The 20,064-nt window shown below is 60.9% G+C and carries 13 protein-coding genes and 5 pseudogenes; 9 read left to right on the forward strand and 9 right to left on the reverse strand.

All coding sequences use genetic code 11. The features are described from left to right. Positions 1-156: 156 nt before the first annotated feature. The 4 genes and pseudogenes from HAP48_RS49020 to HAP48_RS49035 all read right to left on the reverse strand — a co-directional run bounded on the left by HAP48_RS49020 (position 157) and on the right by HAP48_RS49035 (position 3,806). Positions 157-1,440, reverse strand: a pseudogene (locus tag HAP48_RS49020) (TRAP transporter large permease). Continuing rightward, the gene (locus HAP48_RS49025; RefSeq protein WP_166208338.1) at positions 1,440-2,012 is read right to left on the reverse strand and encodes a TRAP transporter small permease; all 573 of its coding nucleotides are present in this window, start codon (positions 2,010-2,012) and stop codon (positions 1,440-1,442) included. The pseudogene HAP48_RS49020 and the gene HAP48_RS49025 overlap by 1 nt, the downstream one beginning before the upstream one ends. A 262-nt stretch (positions 2,013-2,274) precedes the next feature. After that, positions 2,275-3,279, reverse strand: coding sequence for a TRAP transporter substrate-binding protein (locus tag HAP48_RS49030; protein ID WP_166208341.1), 1,005 nt, complete (start codon positions 3,277-3,279; stop codon positions 2,275-2,277). A gap of 59 nt (positions 3,280-3,338) precedes the next feature. Further along, positions 3,339-3,806 (reverse strand): hypothetical protein, encoded by a 468-nt coding sequence (locus tag HAP48_RS49035; RefSeq protein WP_166208344.1) that lies wholly within the window; start codon positions 3,804-3,806, stop codon positions 3,339-3,341. Between the two features lie 466 nt (positions 3,807-4,272). Between HAP48_RS49035 and HAP48_RS49040 the strand changes: the two genes are divergently transcribed. The 6 genes from HAP48_RS49040 (at position 4,273) to HAP48_RS49065 (ending at position 7,987) form a co-directional block, all read left to right on the forward strand. Next, on the forward strand, positions 4,273-4,590 hold the full coding sequence (locus tag HAP48_RS49040) for a hypothetical protein (RefSeq protein WP_166208347.1): 318 nt from the start codon (positions 4,273-4,275) through the stop codon (positions 4,588-4,590). Continuing rightward, entirely contained in the window at positions 4,587-4,730 is a 144-nt protein-coding gene (locus HAP48_RS49045) for a hypothetical protein (RefSeq protein ID WP_166208350.1), read from the forward strand. Before HAP48_RS49040 ends, HAP48_RS49045 begins: the two co-directional genes overlap by 4 nt. 109 nt (positions 4,731-4,839) lie before the next feature. After that, positions 4,840-5,424: a hypothetical protein gene (locus tag HAP48_RS49050; RefSeq protein ID WP_166208353.1), complete on the forward strand. Its 585-nt coding sequence runs from the start codon at positions 4,840-4,842 to the stop codon at positions 5,422-5,424. After that, entirely contained in the window at positions 5,328-6,074 is a 747-nt protein-coding gene (locus tag HAP48_RS49055; protein ID WP_166208356.1) for a hypothetical protein, read from the forward strand. The genes HAP48_RS49050 and HAP48_RS49055 overlap by 97 nt, the downstream gene beginning before the upstream one ends. 15 nt (positions 6,075-6,089) lie before the next feature. Then, a complete protein-coding gene (locus HAP48_RS49060; RefSeq protein ID WP_166208359.1) occupies positions 6,090-7,487 on the forward strand; it encodes a tyrosine-type recombinase/integrase in 1,398 nt (465 codons plus the stop codon). Between the two features lie 107 nt (positions 7,488-7,594). Then, a complete protein-coding gene (locus HAP48_RS49065; RefSeq protein WP_166208362.1) occupies positions 7,595-7,987 on the forward strand; it encodes a hypothetical protein in 393 nt (130 codons plus the stop codon). A gap of 139 nt (positions 7,988-8,126) precedes the next feature. On the opposite strand, the gene HAP48_RS49070 is transcribed toward HAP48_RS49065, so the two are convergent. The 4 genes and pseudogenes from HAP48_RS49070 to HAP48_RS49085 all read right to left on the reverse strand — a co-directional run. Beyond that, the gene (locus HAP48_RS49070; protein ID WP_166208365.1) at positions 8,127-9,410 is read right to left on the reverse strand and encodes an AAA family ATPase; all 1,284 of its coding nucleotides are present in this window, start codon (positions 9,408-9,410) and stop codon (positions 8,127-8,129) included. Positions 9,411-9,643: 233 nt separating this feature from the next. After that, positions 9,644-10,021 carry an ATP-dependent DNA ligase gene (locus HAP48_RS49075; protein ID WP_166208368.1) on the reverse strand — a complete coding sequence of 126 codons (378 nt, stop codon included), beginning with the start codon at positions 10,019-10,021 and terminating at the stop codon, positions 9,644-9,646. A gap of 420 nt (positions 10,022-10,441) precedes the next feature. Further along, a complete protein-coding gene (locus HAP48_RS49080; RefSeq protein WP_210292784.1) occupies positions 10,442-11,098 on the reverse strand; it encodes an effector protein NopP in 657 nt (218 codons plus the stop codon). Positions 11,099-12,102: 1,004 nt separating this feature from the next. After that, positions 12,103-13,121 (reverse strand): annotated as a pseudogene (locus HAP48_RS49085) (IS3-like element ISRj2 family transposase); the annotation flags it as partial. Between HAP48_RS49085 and HAP48_RS49090 the strand changes: the two are divergent. Continuing rightward, a pseudogene (locus tag HAP48_RS49090) lies at positions 13,119-13,642 on the forward strand (IS5 family transposase); the annotation flags it as partial. The pseudogenes HAP48_RS49085 and HAP48_RS49090 sit on opposite strands and share 3 nt — an antisense overlap. A 54-nt stretch (positions 13,643-13,696) precedes the next feature. Further along, positions 13,697-14,569: pseudogene (locus tag HAP48_RS49095) on the forward strand (IS1380 family transposase); the annotation flags it as partial. A gap of 79 nt (positions 14,570-14,648) precedes the next feature. Here HAP48_RS49095 and HAP48_RS49100 read toward each other — a convergent pair. After that, positions 14,649-19,559, reverse strand: a complete 4,911-nt coding sequence (locus tag HAP48_RS49100) for a Ulp1 family isopeptidase (RefSeq protein WP_224496878.1) — start codon at positions 19,557-19,559, stop codon at positions 14,649-14,651. Positions 19,560-19,817: 258 nt separating this feature from the next. On the opposite strand from HAP48_RS49100, the pseudogene HAP48_RS49105 reads away from it, so the two are divergent. Continuing rightward, positions 19,818-19,999 (forward strand): annotated as a pseudogene (locus HAP48_RS49105) (transposase); the annotation flags it as partial. Positions 20,000-20,064: the final 65 nt, after the last annotated feature.

Raw genomic sequence — 20,064 nt, forward strand, 5'->3', positions numbered from 1 at the left:
AACCTCCTTTGAAGGTTGCTCGAAGATGATGCGCCCTGCCCACGCCTTCAACTTACGGATTGGACAGGGAGACCTCTCTTACCAAGATGTAATCCCCTTCTTTGCCCGCCAGAAACATCCAGAGCGCGAGGTCGCGCTTTGGATTTCTTGTTGTCGCTAGATCATTCCCAACAACCGCGGCAGCCACAGCGAGATCTCCGGCACGTAGGTGATCAGGCCGAGGAACACCAGCATCGCGCACAGCCACGGCAGCACCGAGATGGTGATCTCGCTGATGCCCATCTTGGCGATACTGCTCGCGATGTAGAGGTTGAGCCCGACCGGCGGATGGCACAGCCCGACCTCGGTGTTGACGATCATCAGGATGCCCAGATGCACCGGATGCACGCCGAGCTTGGTCGCCAGCGGAAACAGGATCGGCGCCATGATCAGGAGGATCGACGACGGATCCATCACGTTGCCGGCGAGCAACAGGATGACGTTGACGACCAGCAGGAACATCCACACCGAGAAGTTCTTGTCGATGATCTAGGCCGCCATCTCCTGCGGGATCTGCTCATGCGTCATCAGGAACGAGAACAGCACCGCGTTGGTGATGATGTAGAGCAGCATCGAGCTCATGCTCGCCGCCTGCAGCAGCACCTTCGGCACCTCGGAGAGCTTCAGCTCCTTGTAGACGAACACGGTGATGAAGAAGGCATAGGTCGCGGCGACCGCAGCCGCCTCGGTCGGCGTGAAGACGCCGCCATAGATGCCGCCGAGCACGATCGCGATCAGCGAGAGGCCCCAGATGCTTTCACGGAACGCCGTGAACTGCTGGCCGACCGTCGCGCGCGGCATCCTCGGATAGCCGTTGCGCTGCGCGACGAAGAAGGTCACCGCAGCCAGCATCAATGCGAGCACGACGCCCGGCACGATGCCGGCCATGAACAGCGCGCCGATCGAGGTATTGGTGGAGACGCCGTACAGCACCAGGATGATCGAGGGCGGCACCAGGATGCCGAGCGCGCCCGAGGTCGAGATCACGCCGACGCCGAACCGCTTCGGATAGCCGTGATCGACCATCGCCGGCATCATGATCGAGCCGATCGCGACCACGGTGGCGACGCTCGAGCCCGAGATCGCCGCGAACATCGCGCAAGCAGCGACACCCGCAAGCCCGAGGCCGCCGGGCAGATGGCCGACCAGCGAGGTCGTGAACGCGATCATGCGCCGCGCGACGCCGCCGCGGGTCAGGAAGGTGCCGGCCAGGATGAAGAACGGGATCGCCATGATGCCGAAATTGTCGAGGCCCGAAAATAGTTTCAGGCCGACGCTCTCGATCGGCACCTCGGTCATCGTGAACAGGAAGGTGAGCACGGTCAGGCCGAGCGAAATCGAGATCGGCATGCCCGTCAGCATCAGGGCAAACAGCAGTCCGAAAATAAGGGCGGCGCTCATCACGCTTCTCCAAGCGCGATCGGCGCGGTCTTGCTGGTCTCGACGCCGTCGACATGGGAGGCGTCATGGTGCGGCAGCTGGTCGGTCCACCAGTAGTTCCAGCACACCTGCAGGAAGCGGAAGCACATCAGATAGGAGCCGAGCGGGATACAGGCGTAGACGATCCAGCTCGGGATCTCGAGATCGGGCGAGACCTGGTCGGTATGCATCAGTTCGAACACGAACTTGGCGCCCATGGTGCCGACGATCCCGGTGAACAGCGCGCCGCCGAGCAGGCCGAACATGATGGTGCGCTTGCGCCAGAAATCATTGAGGCGGTTGATCAGCACGTCGACGCCGACATGGACGCCGGCGCGCACGCCATAGGCGGCGCCGAACTTCGCCATCCAGATGAACATGTAGATGCAGAGTTCCTGCGACCATGCGAGATTGATGCCGAACAGGTACGGATAGAGCACCGGCACGTCGACCAGAAAGCGGTGCACGACCGTGATGAAGGTCAGCAAGGTCGCTGCGCCCATCAGGCTCGCGATGATGATTTCCTCGAGCCGATCCAGAATTTTCAGCAGCATTGATCTCCCCTGTCATGGCCTGATGCGGCGACCGGCCACGGCATTCGTTGTGTTTTTACGTGACGGTTCTCAATCGAGAGGCCCATCCGCGCACTCGTTACACCTCTCACGCTTGCGCGGGGAGGTCGCATTGCATCGAAGATGCAATGCGGGTGGGGGCTCTATCGACAATACGACTCGCGGTGATACCCCCACCCCAGCCCTCCCCCGCAAGCGGGAGAGGGAGCGCACCGCCTTCTTGGCGGCTAATAGGCGACCCGCCTCAGTTCATCGGGCCGCGGCCCGTTTCCTTGAGGAATTCGTCGATCAGCGGCTGGCCGACGCGCGACGCCACGTCCTTGTAGACCGGCATCATCGCCTTGCGCATCGCCTCGTCCTGCTCGGGCGTCAATGCGATGATCTCGGTCTTGCCGGCCTTCTTGATCTCGGCGAGCGCGTCCTCGTTCTCCTTGGCCGACTGGCCGTTGCCGAACTCGGTCGCTTCCTTCATCGCCTTGGAGAGCTGATCGCGGATATCGGCCGGCAGGCCGTCCCAGAACTTCTTGTTCACGACGACGATGTAGCCGATATAGCCGTGATTGGTGACGGTGGCGTACTTCTGCACCTCATGCATTTTCTGGGTGTAGATGTTCGACCAGGTGTTCTCCTGGCCATCGACCACGCCGGTCTGCAGCGCCTGGTAGACGTCCGAGAACGCCATCACCTGCGGAATCGCGCCGAGCGAGCGGAACTGTGCTTCCAGCACCTTCGACGACTGGATGCGGAACTTGAGCCCCTTGTAGTCGGCGGGCGCGACCAGCTTCTTGTTCGCGCTCATCTGCTTGAAGCCGTTGTCCCAATAGGCGAGACCGGTCATGCCCTTGGAATCCAGCTTCTTGAGCAGCTGGGCGCCGAGCGGACCGTCGGTCACCTTGCGCAGCGATTTCAGGTCGGGGAGGATGTAGGGCAGATCGAAGACTTCGAATTCCTTGATGCCGATCGGGCCGAACTTCGAGTTCGACGGCGCCAGCATCTGCACGGCGCCGAGCTGCAGCGCCTCGAGCTCTTCCTTGTCCTTGTAAAGCGTCGAGTTCGGATAGACCTCGACCTTTACCTTGCCGCCGGTGTACTTCTCGGCGAGTTCCTTGAACTTGTCGGCCGCCTTGCCCTTCGGCGTATCCGAGGCCACCACGTGGCTGAACTTGATGACAACAGGCGACTGCGCCGACGCCGGCCCGACAAAGGTCAAGGCCGCGATCGAAGCCGCAGCCAATATGAGTTTACGCATGTTTCCTCCCGCGTAATTGCGGAGCACGTTTACCGGCCCCGAGACATCCGGTCGCACCATTACAGACAAGCCGCGGCGATTGCCATTGCCCCTTTAGCAGGGGCTAAATGCGCCGTTGCTGCACTGCAAAATCCGATGCGGCGGTATCCCCTTCGGCTCTTGCGACCGTTCAATGACACCGCCCGCACGCTGTGCCCGGCCATCGCGATACGGTCAATGCGAGGTTTGGCAATGGCGAGTTCGCGGTGCGCGAATGCTGCGCTGTCGTCCCTGCGAAAGCAGGTAGCAAGAAAGGCCGTTGCGCGACCCAGAATTCCACCACCGTCGTTGCGAAGAGCGGCAGCAACGAAGACCATGTATTCGGTGTCATCACCCGCGCATGCGGGTGATCCAGTATTCCAGAGGCGTCCGTGCTTGAGCTGAGGGGCCGCGGCGTACTGGATCGCCCGGTCGAGCCGGGCGATGACAAATGTGAGTGCGAGCATGGCTTCGCACTCTCGCGACATGAAGCGCCCGAGTTTTGCCATTCGTTCTGCCCCTCTCATCAAACAGAGGGCGCAGGGAAAGCCGGGTGCCGATTGCACCCATGGGTCCGGTGCAACAAAAAGCACCGGAGGTAGGACCACAGGTGTAACCGGGAGCAACCCGGCTTTCCCTGCGCGATGGGTTACGGCTTATTTCGTGCTCTCCCCGGCGAGACTTGGCTTTTTTGTCACCGCCTTCGCAAGACGCAATTGCGTCTTACAAGGGGACACCTGCCACTGGGGCGTCAGGACCACACGGCCCTATTTTGGCCCTTGGCGAGCCTATCTGGCCCCAAGCGAGCCTATCTAAGTGCTTCTAAAATAGGCCCTTTTGGAATTATCATTTTCGATCAAAGGCAGCAGGCTCGCCGCTGAACCGCTGCAACTGGGGCAAGGCCCCAGCCTCGAACCCTTCCACAGGCCGACGAGGCTGGAGCCTGCACCCAGAGGCAGCACCCAAAACCGAGCAATGGGCACAGCCCAGAGAGCCTACACGAAAATGACTGCGCATCGAACCTACCAAGCGATCCTCACCAAGTATCTCAGCGCGACGAACACCAAGGGCTCGCGCATCAAGGCGAGCGCTGCCGCTGGCAACATCACCCTGCATCTCGATCATGCTTTGAGCAGCGAAGCCAATCACGCGCAGGCCGCCGAGGCCCTCGCCGAAAAATTCGGCTGGGCTGGCTCTTGGCAGATGGGCAGCATGCCGAGCGATTCCGGCTTCTGCTTCGTTTGCCGCTGCGCTGGCGACGAGCCCGCCTTCATTACTGGCGGTGCAGCATGACCGAGGGCGAGATCATCCGCGCTCGCATCGCCGAACTGCAGCGCATGATCGCAGCGCTGCAGGCCGCGCTCCGCATCAAGGAAATTGAAACGGCCACCGCGATTCTGCATCGCGAAACCAAAGGAGCCGCGAACCAATAGCGCGGCCCAGCTTCCCAGCCAAAGCCCCGGATCACCGCAAGGTGCCGGGGTTAGGCGGTCAGAACCTCGCCATTCCGGCGCAGGCTTCTGAAAAAAGGAAACCGGCAAAATGACTACCAAAAAAACCCACCCCGCCGATGTCGCCGATCTCGCGCTCATCCCGGCTTGCAAGAAGTTCACCGCGACCATCCTCAAGAACAACAAGCCGCAGACCTCCGAGTTTGACACGCTCGCTGGCGCGCGGCTTGAGGCGGCGAAACTGAACGCGACTGCGAACAATAGCCGCAAGGCGCTGGTGCACGCGATCACCGCCGAAGGCCGCGCGATCCTCGTTCCGGCATTGTATGGGCGCACGCCTGCCGATGCAGGCAGCGAGGCAGCGAAGGCCGATGACAAGGCGCGCGATGCAAAGGCCGCGAAGGCCGCGAAGCCCGCAAAGGTAGCGAGACCAGCGAAGGCGAAGTCAGCCAGGAAGGCAAAGGCGAAGCCAGCCGCCAAGAAGGCGGCGAAGCGCGAGGGCTCGAAGGTTGAGATCGTGATCGCGATGCTCACCGGCAAGAAGGCGGTCACCCGCAAGGATATTGCCGAGGCCACCGAGTGGCCGTCGATCAACATCAAGGCGATCTGCGCTCGGAAGGGCATGAAGCTGAAGAAGGCCGCAGACGGCACCCTCTCTGCCTCGGCCCCGAAGTGAAGCAACTGGAGCTGCAGCAGATCGCTGCAGCTCCTCCTCAGTTCAAACAGGATCATCAGCCAATGAAGCAAGCATTCATCCCCACCCTGATCGGCGGCACCTTCGCCCTGATCATCGTCGCCGAAACCATCGCCGTCGCAAACGGCGCAACCTTCGGCAACTTCGCATTGCCAATCATCCTCTGGGTGATCATCGAAGCCGTCGAGGAGGAGCGCGCCGAGATCGTGGGTTGCCTCGCCGAGCTGGAGAAGGCTGACGGCGCGATCCTGCACTGGCAGCTGGATGACAAGAAGTTTGCAGTGATGCTGAAGCGCGGCCTGATCAGGATGGAAGGCGACTGCCTTGTCCATCCGAGGGCGCGCAAGATCACCGAGCTGGCCTTCACCATGGTGCACCCCACCGATATGCGCGTGCTGTACCGGGCCGACAATGAAGGCCCTGCCATCATGCTGCTGAACCAGCTGATCGCAAACTTCAATGTGGGCGGCGGCTGGCAGCATCGCTGCAATGAGGAGGACATGCGGCACGAGCTTGATTCGCGCGGCTGGTACTCGGGCCTGCACGACAACGGCCACTACCTCGTTCTGAACCTCCACCTGATGCAGCTGGAGCCGCATCCCGATCATCCGCGCAACGAAACCATCCGATAAGGAAAGGCATCACCCATGCCCAACATCACCAACAAGCAGTGCCGCAAGGCCGTTACCGCGCGCTCGAAAATTTACGATGCTGAATGCTCGGGCCTGTACGTCAGTCTGAGCCCGACAGCGCCGCCGACGTTCTCCCTGAAATACACTTGCCCCATCACCAAGGAGCGGCTCACCCATTGGCTCGGCGTCTATCAGGAGCCCGAGCGCGGCGTGGACTATTGGCGCAAGGAAGCGTGGAAGCTGAAGGTCAAGATCAATGCCGGCGAGGACATCGCGCAGAGCGCGCGGCAGGCCCGCAAGCTGCAGGCCAAGCGGTCGGGGATCACCGTGGATCAGATCATTGACGAGCGCATCGCGTGGATCAGCGAGCTGGTGCCGAAGGGCCGCGACAAGGACGGCATCAAGATCAAGATGGGGCCGCGCAAGAAGGACTGGGCGAACATGGCCTCGCATCTGAACCGTTTCGTGCGCCCGCGCCTCGGCAAGAGGATCGCCAGCGAAGTCACCAAGCATGACATTGCGCAGCTGCAGGCCGACATCCTCGCGGGCACGCTGATCATCAAGAAGGGCAAGACCACCAAGAAGGGCTCGATCTCCAGCGCCCGCCACATGCGCAAGGCGGTCTCTGGCCTGTTCAACTGGGCGGCTGAAGCGGGCCGCGATTATGTCCAGACCTCGCCCTGCGTGAACCTGCCGCCGCTCGACGCGGAGCCGCCGCGCAAGCGCAAGCTGAACCCTGACGAGATCAGGATTCTCTGGCATGGTCTCGAACGGCCCGACATCACCATTGATCGCCGCATCTGTCTCGCGATCAAGTTCGCGCTGGCGAGCATGCTGCGCTCGCTTGAGCTGCTGCACATCCACCGCGATGAGCTGGGGCGCAATGGCCTGAACAGCGAGCTGCCGCTGGTGGTGATCCCCGAGGAGCGCGTCAAGGCGGGCCGCGAGATTCATCAGCCGCTGAGCGATCTGGCGGTCGAGATCGCGAAGGAAGCGCTGGGCAATTACCCTTGGCTGTTCGCGGGCCGCTGGGGCACCGAGCCGCTGAACCGCAAGGCGATGGCTTGCGCGCTGCGCGGCACCAAGAAGAAGGTCGGCGGCAAGATGGTCACCAAGACCATGGGGCTGTGCGAGCTGCTCGGGCTGAAGCCTTTCACGCCGCACGATCTGCGGCGCACGGCGGCGAGCCTGATGGGCAACATCAAGGTGCCGCGCTCGACCATCTCGCTCTGCTTGGATCACACCATCAAGTCCGACGATCATGGCGCGGTCTCTGCGGTGACCGGGCTGCACTATGATCAGGACCCGCGCATCGGCGAGAAGCGCGAGGCCCTGCAGCGGCTGGCCGATGAGCTGCGGCGCATCATCGCCGAGCCGGCGGAAGCGCAGGAGGAGATGCGACAGGCCGCTTAAAAACGGTATGCGAAAAGTGACATAGCTCAGAAAAAATTAGCTGCCGCGGTTGATCCGAGGCAGCTTCTTTGTTGCCATCAGCTTCTGGGGCGCGGCGAGGTGCGAGAATGCATCCGATGCTGCAGCCAATGTTTCCGACCAAGCTGGCCATCGCTTCAGGAGCCGTGTGGTGCGCGTGGACGGTGGCCGCTGTCTTCGTCCATACCTTCCCGATAAACGCACCAGCGCCAGCGGCCGCTGATCCGCCGCAGCCATTTACGTTGATGGTGCGGACGATCCCGATCACCCCGGAGCTGCTCTTCGATGATCGCTGGCAGACTCCAGTTCCAGCCATGCAGCAGGAGCGCAAAGTGGCAGAGGCCGAGATAAGGCCAGATGAGCCCAAACCGATCCAAGCGAGGCCAAGGCATGCCGCGCGCTATGCCGATCCGGTATGCGGCAGCCGGGGCCGCCGCTATTTCCACATCAGCCGGTGGCTCTCGTGGAGGTGCAGGCGATGAACGACATGAGCGGCATTCCAGGCCCCGAGGAAGCGCGGGGCTTGCAGCTGTGGACGGTGTATGCTCACCCACGCGATTAGCCGCATATCTCGGTTGTTCTAACGGATCGGGCATCTCAGGAATGGGGCGCCCTTTTCGTTTATTTCATCCCGGCGGTGTTGTGGTGCTTCCCGAGGTCGATGCCGTTGTCTTCGGCCTTGAGCCGCACGTAACCGCGCATGATGGCTTCCCGGAAAGAAAACCAGCCGGAGCCGTGGCCTACAACTATCCGGCTATGCGTGTCTTTACGCAGAGAAAGATAGCGCTGGTTGAGTCTCTCACGCGGGAGGAGTGGGCGGTCTGACCGCTTGCCCATGATCCATTTGTACGAACTGTCGTAAATCTCCGCGATTTGGCGCCGGTCTGATGTGCTATCGGCCAGTGCCCATAACGCTTCCTCGAATTCCTGCGTATTGCGGTACTTCTGCGTGGCCTTTTCGTACTGGGCCTTGAGCGCCGCCTCAGTCCGCTGTAGAGCGCCCTTGATGCCCTCTTTGTAATGGCGAGAATCCGACTTCCGAACCTCTTCGGGGTCGTCGAACATGCTCCAAAACATCGACTCGCCGATCAAGTGGACGTAGTGGGGGAAGCCGTCGCTCACCTGCCCGACGCGGATCAGCGCTTCTTGTTGGAGCTCGACATTGAGTTTTGTCGCGACGACGCTCAAGATCTTCCATAGGTCGTCGTGATTCAGCCGCTTCAGCTCAATCGTTTCCAGAATGCGGCCGGCGGACGGGTGCGACTGCAAAAGCTCCGTCACGTCATGCATGATGCCACAGAATATGAACCGCACGTTCGCGTTCAGCTCCGGAATGTTGCGGATGAATTCGGCGAATTTCTCTCGCTCCGGGGTGCTATCAATGCGCTCCAGTTCGTCGACAATGACAATGGTTGTGGTGTTCCGCTTCGCAGCGACATACCGGATGATATCGAGCGCTTCGTTGAGCGACTGGGGCACCGGGATGGCGGCCGCACTTTGAGTACCACCCGACAGCCCGACTCCGCCCATTCCTCCAGGCAGGTTGAAATTGAACCCACCACCGGAGGACGGCTTTTCCATCCGCTGCTCCACGGGGATCAGGGCGTTTCCGATGGCTTGAATCGTCTGTCCGAAGTTGTTCGTCTTTCCGCACATCACATAGACGGGCAGGTTTTCGATGCCGGTATGCAGATAGGCCGCTGTCAGTGCGAGCGACGTTTTGCCCACGCCGCGGTCGCCGAAGATGAAAATCTGGCGGCCAGGAGATGCGAAGGCGCGGTCGATCGTGCGCAGTGTCTTCTCCCGGCCGAACAGCCGTTCCCGGGTCTTGATCGAATCCGAGGGGGTCAAATTTTCAGAAAGAACCGCCTTCAGGTCCTCATCAGTCACGCCACGGAGCGACATTCTTCACCTCGATTCGGTCAAGATTGTACACGGGTTCCCCGTTGACACCACCAAGAGGTCGTCGTCCTTCAGATCGAGTTGAAGGTCACGACAAAAGGCTCGGGCTGATCAGAAGTGATCCTGCACGCGCCGATAGGCCGGATGCTGCGGGTTCTTGATCTTGAGCCAGTGCGTGCAACGGCCAGCGCCACAGGCGCGCTCGCGGTGCTTCGACACCAGCCCTTCCAATCCCATCAGGCAGGCGTGGCGAAACAGATCGGGGCCGATCTCGCCTTGTTCGAACGGTGCGCATGGATGCCGTCGGCGCCGCGCGCGAGCAGCGCCGCCAGGTTCTGCTTGCGCAGCAACAGCGGCAACCGCCGAAAGTCATCGCCACCGCCAGCCAGCATGTCAAAGGCGAAGAACTGGGCTTCTTGATCGTGCTCGCGCGAGTGTAGTGCATCGAAGTCCGACATGCCGTCGACGCCGAGCACCACTGCTTCGCCGTCCAGGATGAATTGCTGCTGCCGCAGCTTGAGTGCCGACTCGACAATCCACGGAAAGCGCTTTGACCAATCCAGCCCGCCTTTGGTGATCAGGCGCACCCGGTCATTCTCCTGCATCACCATCATGCGGTAACCCTGTCGTCTACGCAGGCGGCGCCCGCAAATTCAAACTCCATCAGTTCTTAACCGAAGAGGTTGGCGTTCCAGCGTTGCGTCAGCACCTTTGGCAGGCAATCGGTATCGGGAACGCTTCTAGGGACAAAGTGGAGTTTGAGAGAGCCTTCTATCGCGCGTTTCCTGAGGCAATCCCGAAGGTCAACGACGGGCAAATCGATTTCTTCGATAAGCTGGGTACCGCAGCTTAAGCAGACACCGGCGGCCGCTTTTGTCTGAACTATGAAATAATGATTCTGAGGAGATTTGCAATTCAACGCTTCGCGCCAGTCACGGCCTTCTGCGCTGCTCGTCCGCTCTCCTTCCGCCAGCAAGGAGGGCGGAAGCAGGTAGTAGGCTTTTGTTTAAGCGACTCGCATTAACCGTTTATCGTTACGCGAGAAGGTCGTCGAGCGCGTGAGTAAGGTCGTCTACATCAAAGTCATCATGGCTCGAGGCCGTCGAGGCGCTTTCTGCACTCTCGCTATCATCGTCCTCACCGCTACCAACTTTGGAAAGATATAGTGTAGGTTTGTCTGCACGTTGCCATTCACCATCGCCGTTCTTGGTCCACTTTTCGGGATGCTGGGTGGGGTCAAGCACCATGTTCGCTTCATCCACCTCAACATAACCCATGGCTGCTAAGCGTGATTGTGCCTCTAGGCTGGCAGGAGTAGAATCAACTAACGGTCGTTCGCCGTCGAGCCGAAGTTGGTGTTCCAGCAGAATATCGCCTGCGTTGTCGACAAGTGGATGAGTGACCCGAAGAACTGTAGTGGAGGTGATTTCAGTTCGTCCGGGAAACTGATCCTTCCACTTTTCCCCTTCGAACACATCACTCATGCTAAATCCGCCTTCTGTTCTCAGAAGTCCAACACTCTTATTGCCCAGCTCATAGCTGAAATAGCGCGCGTCGCTCGTATGCTTTCTGGCAGAACCGACGCCTTTAGCAAGACCTACCGTGCGCTCGGCTTTTGAGGATACGAAATGCGAGTACTCTTCTGGGTTCGCGGCGATATGCCTGATTCGATCGCCATGAAAGTCCTTCATCTTCCGCTCGAATGAAGACCTTGAGATCTCTACCACAGGAGGTCGGGGAACGAGACAATACAACCGTGTTGTCGTCGAAGACGAACTAGCGTTGGGATCCGGCGTCTCCAAGTGCATATCTGCTAATTTCTTTTCGAATTCGTGGCAGCCTGCTGACTGTCTCGTTTCGTCAGCCTCGCCAGCACTCGTGGACGGGATATTGGATGAGCAACCAATTCTGCCATACATCGCGATTTGCGTTCCTACTGAGAAAGTCTTTTGTAGGTTGGTCATTGCCAGGGGAGAATTATTTACGCCTACGCTCACTCACGGGCTATTTGACTGTAGGATGATTGGCGAAGTAGCTGACGAGAAGCTGACGAGCGGGGCGTCAAGTCCGTCTTCGGCGTGCCACGAGTGATTTTGGTCCATGGCATGGTGCACTCCCTCGAATCTTCGCAAATCCGAAGGAATCACAGCCGACCGAAATCATTCACTGCTTTTTCGGGCCGCCAACGCGAAGAAGCCATCTTCGTTGGCCGCACGGACATCGGCCAGCCAGTCGGCGGGCACGCCGATCTGCCGCTCGGTCCTTGAGCGGCGGGGCGTCCGCCCCCCGTTCGCCCAACCTACACCTCAAGCGCGTTGCAAAGTACCGGTCGTCAGGCGGTGAAAAGCCGAAGGCAATCCCGCGCGCCTCGTCAGAGCAGATGTGCGGCCACATCAATCGGACCAAAAAAAAACGCACTCTCACGAATAGGACGGGCTAGGAGCCCGTCCAGATATGTTTTCGTGACGGGCATTTGTTGTAGAGTAGCAGGCTCAGGCTGCGTTTGCGAGGTTGAACAGCTTGAGGAGGTTATGGACGGTGCAGATCATAGAGCTGGCGCCGGTTGTTTGGACAGCGCCCCGCGGGATTTAAGTGGATTCCTGCCGGGTTATGCTGAACGCGGGGCCTTACGATTTTGTCGTTGCGTCGGGAGGGCGTAGCCCGACCAGAGCGACGACAAAATCGTCGGCGACGGTCATGCGGCCATCACCATAGCTTGCGTGCCGAAGTAAGCCTCGTCGGGCGTGCGCCCGTCAAGGCTCGAGTGAGGGCGTCCCTGATTGTAGAAGGCCAGATACTTGGCAATTGACGCTCGCGCCTCGGACACGCTGTCGTAGGCGCGGAGATAAACTTCTTCGTATTTGACCGTGCGCCAGAGCCGCTCGACAAACACGTTGTCGCGCCAGGCGCCCTTGCCGTCCATGCTGATGGCGATCTTCGCGTCCAGCAGCACATCGGTGAACTCGAGGCTGGTGAACTGGCTGCCCTGGTCCGTGTTGAAAATCTCGGGCCTGCCGTGCTTCGCCAACGCCTCCTGGACCGCTTCGACGCAGAAGGCCGCCTCCATTGTGATCGAGACGCGATGGGCCAGGACCCGTCGGCTGAACACATCGACGACCGCCGCGAGATAGACGAAGCCACGCCGCATCGGAATGTAGGTGATGTCCATTGCCCACGCCTGGTCGGGCCGCTCGATCTTCAATCCGCGCAACAGGTACGGGTAGATCTTGTGACCCGGTGCCGGCTTACTCGTGTTCGGGCGACGATAGACCGCCTCGATCCCCATGCGCTTCATCAGCGTCGCGATGTGGCGGCGACCGGCGTATACGCCCTCCCGCCGCAGCAACGATCGCTGCATACGCGCTCCCGCGAAGGGATAATCGAGATGCAGCTCATCGAGCCGACGCATCAAGGCAAGGTCCTCGGCCGAAACTGGCCGAGGTTCATAGTAGACCGTGCTGCGAGCCAGCTTCAGGACCTTCGCCTGGCGCACGATAGAAAGATCATGACCGCGGTCGATCATCGCTTTGCGCTCAGCAGGCCCGCCTTGGTGAGCGCGCCGGACAAAAAATCGTTTTCCAACGCCAGCTCGCCGATCTTGGCATGTAACGCCTTCAAATCGACCGGCGTCTCGGCCGACGCCTTGTCATGCCCAAACACGCCGGCGGCGCCTTCCAGGAGCTGGTTTTTCCAGATCGTGATCTGGTTCGGATGTCCGATGATCCGGACTTCGAATATCTGATCGTCGATTCCACCATCGTTCGGGCGCATCAGCACGCCGCCGGCGCCAAAAAGGGGGGTCTGAAGATCAAGCGGAAGATCAAGCGATCGGCCGCTCGCGCGGCGGCCTGAGCACCAAGATACATATGGCCGTTCGAGGCTTGGGATGTCCGGTGCGGTTCAAGCTCACCGCAGGTCAGAAGGGCGATGCACCGCAAGCCGCCGCATTGATCGAAGGCTTATCCGCCGAGGTCGTCATGGCCGATACGGCCTATGACGCCGATCACTTGCGCCAAGCCATCGCCGCCAAAGGCGCGCTCGCCGTGATCCCCAACAACCCGTCACGCGCGCTCAAATATCCACTCGACAAGCATTTCTATGCCCAGCGTCATCTCGTCGAATGCTGCTTCTCAAAGCTCAAGCAGTTCCGCCGCGTTGCAACCCGCTTCGAAAAGACCGCCCGAAATTACCTGGCCGTCGTCACTCTCGCAGCCATCGTCTTATGGATGCGATAAGTGTCCACACCACCTAGCCCGTCTTATTCGTCAGAGGGCGCCTGAGAGGCTGGCGAGCCGACGCTGTCGCGGCTGGAGAATGCTCCGCGCCTGCGCGACGTGATCCGACTGACCTACACTTTGGTCGACGCATGGATGGATAGCTACCCGCGCGAGCCGGCATCCGTCACGCTCGACATCGATGATACCTGCGATGTCGTCCACGGCCATCAGCAGCTCTCGCTGTTCAACGCTCATTATGACGAACGCTGCTTCCTGCCGATCCACGTCTACGACACGGAGAAGAGCCGGCCCGTGGCGGTCGTGCTGCGGCCCGGCAAGACGCCGGGCGGCGTCGAGGTGCGTGCCCACCTGCGCCGCCTGATACGGCATATCCGGACGCGGTGGCACAACACGCGAATTACGTTCCGTGGCGACGGGCACTATGCCCGGCCGGAGGCAATGGCGTGGTGCGAGACCAACGGCATCGACTACATCTTCGGTCTGTCCGGCACCAAGCCGCTCGCCAGAAAAGTCGACGAGGCCGCCGACGACATCCGCACGCGACGCGCCATCGAGAACCTGCCGGTTCTGCGCGGCTATACCGAGACGCGCCACAAGGCAAAGTCCTGGGATCGCGAACGGCGTACCGTCGCCCGTATTGAGGCGACGATGCTCGGCCTCGACATCCGTTTCGTCGTCACCAGCCTCGATGTCGGCTCGGCCGAGTGGATCTACGACAGCCTGTATTGCGCACGCGGCCAAGCCGAGAATCTGATCAAGCTGCATAAGACACAGCTCGCCTCCGATCGCACCAGCTGCCGTTCGGCGCTCGCCAATCAAGTCCGCCTCGTTCTCCACACCGCCGCTTAATGGCTGATGCTGACCGTGCGCGACGCGATTCCCAAAGCCCGGGAATTGGCCACAGCCGAGTTCGCGACGCTGCGCTGGTTCCGGTCCTTCGTGCCCGGGGGCCCAGGCCGTCGGCGTGAGCCGCTCCAGCCTGAGCTATCCGCCCATGGCGACATCAGCCCCTGAGTCGGTTCTGCAGTGCCTGCCGATTGGCAACGAGGTTGCTGAGGTTCAGCAGGTCTGGCTCCCGTCCTTGCTCCAATTGCCTAACCAGCGCCCGCGTGCCGTCCACCACGAAGACGCCGCAATCATAGCCGTTCCGCTGCCGGGCCATGCCGGCTGGCTCCAGGTGGAGGTCCAGCCGACCTGCGAGATGTTCTGCATCCTTGTTGTTGAGTCCCCCGTAGGAATCGTAGTGATAGGCGACCGGCCGCCCCCGGTCGCGGCGATCAACGAACAGCAGCGACCAATGGTTGCCGAGGCTATTAGGATCTTCAGGAACGGCATTAATCACGGGCAGGAACAGGAAGTCGGCTGTATCGTTACCATTATCGTAGACGATGCGCTGGAATTCGGTTAGCACGACGCCATCGTCGTTAGAGCGCAGATAATTTAGGACGATGAGGGGATTCACGAACCGCGTCCGGGCGGCGAGATCCGGATGGTTCCTCCGCAAATCCAGCTCCTGGAGCCGGTAATCCCTGTCGATATGCTCGTCGCCCAGCCATTCCGTGTCCTCGAGCACCAGCCCGTGGCCGTGGGACGAGGCTGTCGGATCTAAAGCCCCGATCTGAGCATCAGCGGAGGTGCTCGGAAATGGCCGTACAGAATTAGCATCGTCGCGTGGTTCGGACGGCGTGGGCGCAGTCAGATCAACCAATGGAAAACCACGGTAGGTGTCTGAGCGAGCCCTGGCAGCGGGCGCCGGCGCAAAGTGAGCATCGTCGCGCAATTCGGACGGCGGGGGCGCATCCAGATCAACAAAAGACTCAAGACCGCCGTAGGTGTCTGACGGAGCCCTGCTGGTTGATGGTGAGGCCGGCTCTTGCATCTGCCGCCGCGCCAGCTCCTCGCGCAACCACGCCAAAGCTTCATCATCCGAGAAGGCTGGCGCCGGAGAAAGCCCCTGCGGCGAGCCGGGCTGTCGAACGCCCTGGTGATGACCCGGTACTGGCCCGGCAAACGGCGGCGGAAAGTCAGGCGCCGGGCTCCAAGCATTGTCACGCAACTCGAACGGTGCGGGCGGATTCGGATGAACCGCGGCCTCAAGACCGCCTTCGATGTCTGAAGGAGCCCTGGCAGAGTGCGCTGACGCTGCTTCCAGGGTCGGCCACATACTCCAATCAAAGTTGAGCGGCATCTGCGGCGACCAGGTTGAGGTGGACCTGGCAGGTTCCTGCTCTCGAGCTTGGACTATCTCCTGCGCCTGCTCAGGGGGAACCCCGGACCACGGTGGGCCGTCTTCCACCATCAAACGCAGATCCTGATCGTAACCTCCCTGCGGCGCGCTGTGCGCAGGGGCGCCTCCGACGTACGTCGCGACCGCATGCGGCGCCGTGGCATCTTCGTGCCCGCTCGCCTGCATCATCGGCTGCGCCTGCCATGGCGATGCACCCTGTTGATGGGTGGGGGCCACCGACGTCAGCAGGCGACCGCCTGAATTGGCGATCTCGCTCAGCTGCCGCTCGCCGGCAAGGCCGTGCAGATTGTCTAGGGTCCTCGGCCTCTTCGCTGGCCGCAACTCAGCCGTGTCATGCTCATCGTTGATGAGGACCTCCTCGCTTGGCAGGAGGTTGCTCCTGGCAAGTGCAGCCATCGGCTCGTCCAGGAACTGCTGGCGGTCGTAGCCCCAGTTCAAGGGACGAATGGTCTCTCCGGGATCCGATGACTGGTCATGGCGCGCGGCTGGCTCGAGAGATGACGACGGGCCGGGTTCGTCCATCAGCCCCAAAAGCAAATCCTGATCGTAGCCTTCTGCAGGAAGCCGCTCCTTTGGCCAACTGCCCGCGTCCTGCGACGCGCTGTGCTGCGCAGCGGCGCCGCCGACGGGCATCGGCTCCATCAGTGCCGCGTCTTCGGGATCAGGAACGGGGGAAATATGGCGCTCGCGCTCCATCGCTTTAGCGCCGGCCTGCGATTTTCGGAGATCAGCCAGTGCGGCACCGATATGCCGATTACCCCCGGCGTCCTTCCTATAGCGCTTAACATCTTCATCCAACGTGTTGCCGGAAAGCCGACCAGCAATGCCCTTCTTGTTGTTTTCACGCAGGTAGTCACTGAAACTGCGTAGAGCAGCTGCATACGCCTTGCTGGTCCTTGTCGCTGCTTCGTTTTTGTACTCTTCGATGAGAGCCACGTCCTGGGGGTGAGGATTTAGCCCAGAGCGGCCTGTGATCGGCACGACTCCGCCCGTCGACTGGAAGGTCCGGAGATGGTCTATTGCCGGACGGAGTCTCCTGTTATGACCCTTTTCGATGGCCTCGCGCGCATCATCGGTCAGCGACTGGTCGTCGAGCCGAGCAGCAATCGGATCTTTGTTATTTGCTTTGAGCCAGCGGCCAAAGCTGCGAAGAGAACTTACATAGCCGTGGGCGGTTTGGTTGGCGGCGTTGCCATTGCGGAGGGCCTCCTCAAGCCCCGAAATAAGGCGAGCGTCCTCGGAATAAAGAGGCTGCTTGCTCCGCCCTTTCAAAACCCCAGCTGACTGAGCCGGCTGCAGCGCCGAGGCGGCCGGCATTGCTCCACCACCTCCATTTGAATTGGCGATCTCGCTCAGCTGCCGCTCGCTGGCAAGGCCGTGCAGATTGTCTAGGGGCCTCGGCCTCTTCGCTGGCCGCAACTCAGCTGTGTCATGCTCATCGTTGATGAGGACCTCCTCGCTTGGCAGGAGGTTGCTTTTGGCAAGTGCAGCCATCGGCTCGTCCAGGAACTGCTGGCGGTCGCAGCCCCAGTTCAAGGGACGAATGGTCTCTCCGGGATCCGATGACTGGTCATGGCGCGCGGCTGGCTCGAGAGATGACGACGGGCCGGGTTCGTCCATCAGCTCCCAAAGCAAATCCTGATCGTAGCCTTCTACAGGAAGCACCTCCTCTGGCCAACTGCCCGCGTCCTGCGACGCGCTGTGCTGCGCAGCGGCGTCGCCGCCCCGCCTCGGCTCCATCAGGGCCGCGTCTTCGGGATCAGGAACGGGGGAAATATGGCGCTCGCGCTCCATCGCTTTAGCGCCGGCCTGCGATTTTCGGAGATCAGCCAGTGCGGCACCGATAGTCGGATTACCCCCGGCGTCCTTCCTATAGCGCTCAACATCTTCATCCAACGTGTTGCCGGAAAGCCGAGCAGCAATGCCCTTCTTGTTGTTTTCACGCAGGTAGTCACTGAAACTGCGTAGAGCAACTGCATACGCCTTGCCGGTCCCTGTCGCTGCTTCGTTTTTGTACTCTTCGATGAGAGCCACGTCCTGGGGGTGAGGATTTAGCTCAGCGCGGCCTGTGATCGGCACGGCTCCGCCGCCCGTCGACTGGAAGGTCCGGAGATGGTCTATTGCCGGACGGAGTCTCCTGTTATGACCCTTTTCGATGGCCTCGCGCGCATCATCGGTCAGCGACTGGTCGTCGAGCCGAGCAGCAATTGGATCTTTGTTATTTGCGAAGAGCCAGCGGCCAAAGCTGCGAAGAGAACTTACATAGGCGTAGGCGGTTTGGTTGGCGGCGTTGCCATTGCGGAGGGCCTCCTCAAGCCCCGAAATAAGGCGAGCATCCTCGGAATAAAGAGGCTGCTTGCTCTGCCGCCCTATCAAAACCCCAGCTGACTGAGCCGGCTGCAGCGCCGAGGCGGCCGGCATTGCTCCACCACCTCCATTTGAATTGGCGATCTCGCTCAGCTGCCGCTCGCTGGCAAGGCCGTGCAGATTGTCTAGGGTCCTCGGCCTCTTCGCTGGCCTCAACTCAGCTGCGTCATGCTCATCGTTGATGAGGACCTCCTCGCTTGGCGGGAGGTTGCTCCTGGCAAGTGCACCCATCGGCTCGTCCAGGAACTGCTGGCGGTCGTAGCCCCAGTTCAAGGGATGAATGGACTCTCCGGGATCCGATGACTGGTCATGGCGCGCGGCTGGCTCGAGAGATGACGACGGGCCGGGTTCGTCCATCAGCTCCCAAAGCAAATCCTGATCGTAACCTTCCGGGAGGACCAATGGCTGACTGACAGCTCCCTGCGGCGCGCTGTGCTGCGCAGCGGCGTCGCCGACGCGCCACGGCTCCATCAGTGCCGCGTCTTCGGGATCAGGAACTGGGGAAATATGGCGCTCGAGCTCCATCGCTTTAGCGCCGGCCTGCGATTTTCGGAGATCAGCCAGTGCGGCACCGATATTCCGATTACCCCCGACCCCGGCGTCTTTCCTATAGCGCTTAACATCTTCATCCAACGTGTTGCTGGAAAGCCGACCAGCAATGCCCTTCTTGTTGTTTTCACGCAGGTAGTCACTGAAACTGCGAAGAACAGCTGCATACATCCTGCCGGTCCGTGTCGCTGCTTCGTTTTTGTACTCTTCGATGAGAGCCACGTCCTGGGGGTGAGGATTTAGCTCAGCGCGGCCTGCGATCGGCCCGACTCCGCCCGTCGACTGGAAGGTCCGGAGATGGTCTATTGCCGGACGGAGCGCCGTGTAATGACCCTTTTCGATGGCCTCGCGCGCATCATCGGTCAGCGACTGGTCGTCGAGCCGAGCAGCAATCGGATCTTTGTTATTTGCGAAGAGCCAGCGGCTGAAGCTGCGAAGAGAACTTACATAGCCGTAGGCGGTTTGGTTGGCGACGTTGCCATTGCGGAGGGCCTCCTCAAGCCCCGAAATAAGGCGAGCGTCCTCGGAATAAAGAGGCTGCTTGCTCCGCCCTATCAAAACCCCAGTTGACTGAGCCGGCTGCAGCGCAGCGGCGGCGGGCATTGCTCCACCACCTCCATTTGAATTGGCAATCTCGCTCAGTTGCCGCTCAAAGGTCGCCGCATCTGCGGACGGCGCCGCGGGTGAACTCTCTTGCAGGCCCGTGCTGTCCGGCTGTTCACGCACCCACTTGTTCGAGGGGAAATCCATCCCTTCTCCCTTTCAAATTATGAACCGAGCCTTCGATCTGACATGCAGGGAATCAGCAACAAACCACCCTTTACAGCCCTCGACAGGCACGCACCGTGAGCATCGGCAGCCGATGTGCTTCCAGTGCGACCAACCCTGTTAAATGGGGAAGCTGTCGAGAAACTGATGACGACAACGTGCCGCGAGCATGGTGCATGACCTGCGCGCTTCGCCGTCAACAGCCGATAGACCGAAGATTCAGAGACAAAATACTGCTTCTCAATTCCCAAAGTCCGGGAATTGGCCACTGCCGAGTTCGCGACGCTGCGTCTTCGGCTCTTGAAAATCGCCGCCCGTGTGGTCGAGACCACGCGCCCATTCGCCTTGCGTTTGCCGCGGCATGTCCCGAAGCCGACCTGATCCGCGGCTTGCCAGGCGCGCTGCTGCCGCTCGGTCCTTGAGCGGCGGGGCGTCCGCCCCCCGTTCGCCCAACCCATCCCTCAAGCGTGCGCGGCGCAAAGTACCG

Origin of the sequence: Bradyrhizobium septentrionale, assembly GCF_011516645.4 — a bacterium.
GTDB lineage: Bacteria > Pseudomonadota > Alphaproteobacteria > Rhizobiales > Xanthobacteraceae > Bradyrhizobium > Bradyrhizobium septentrionale.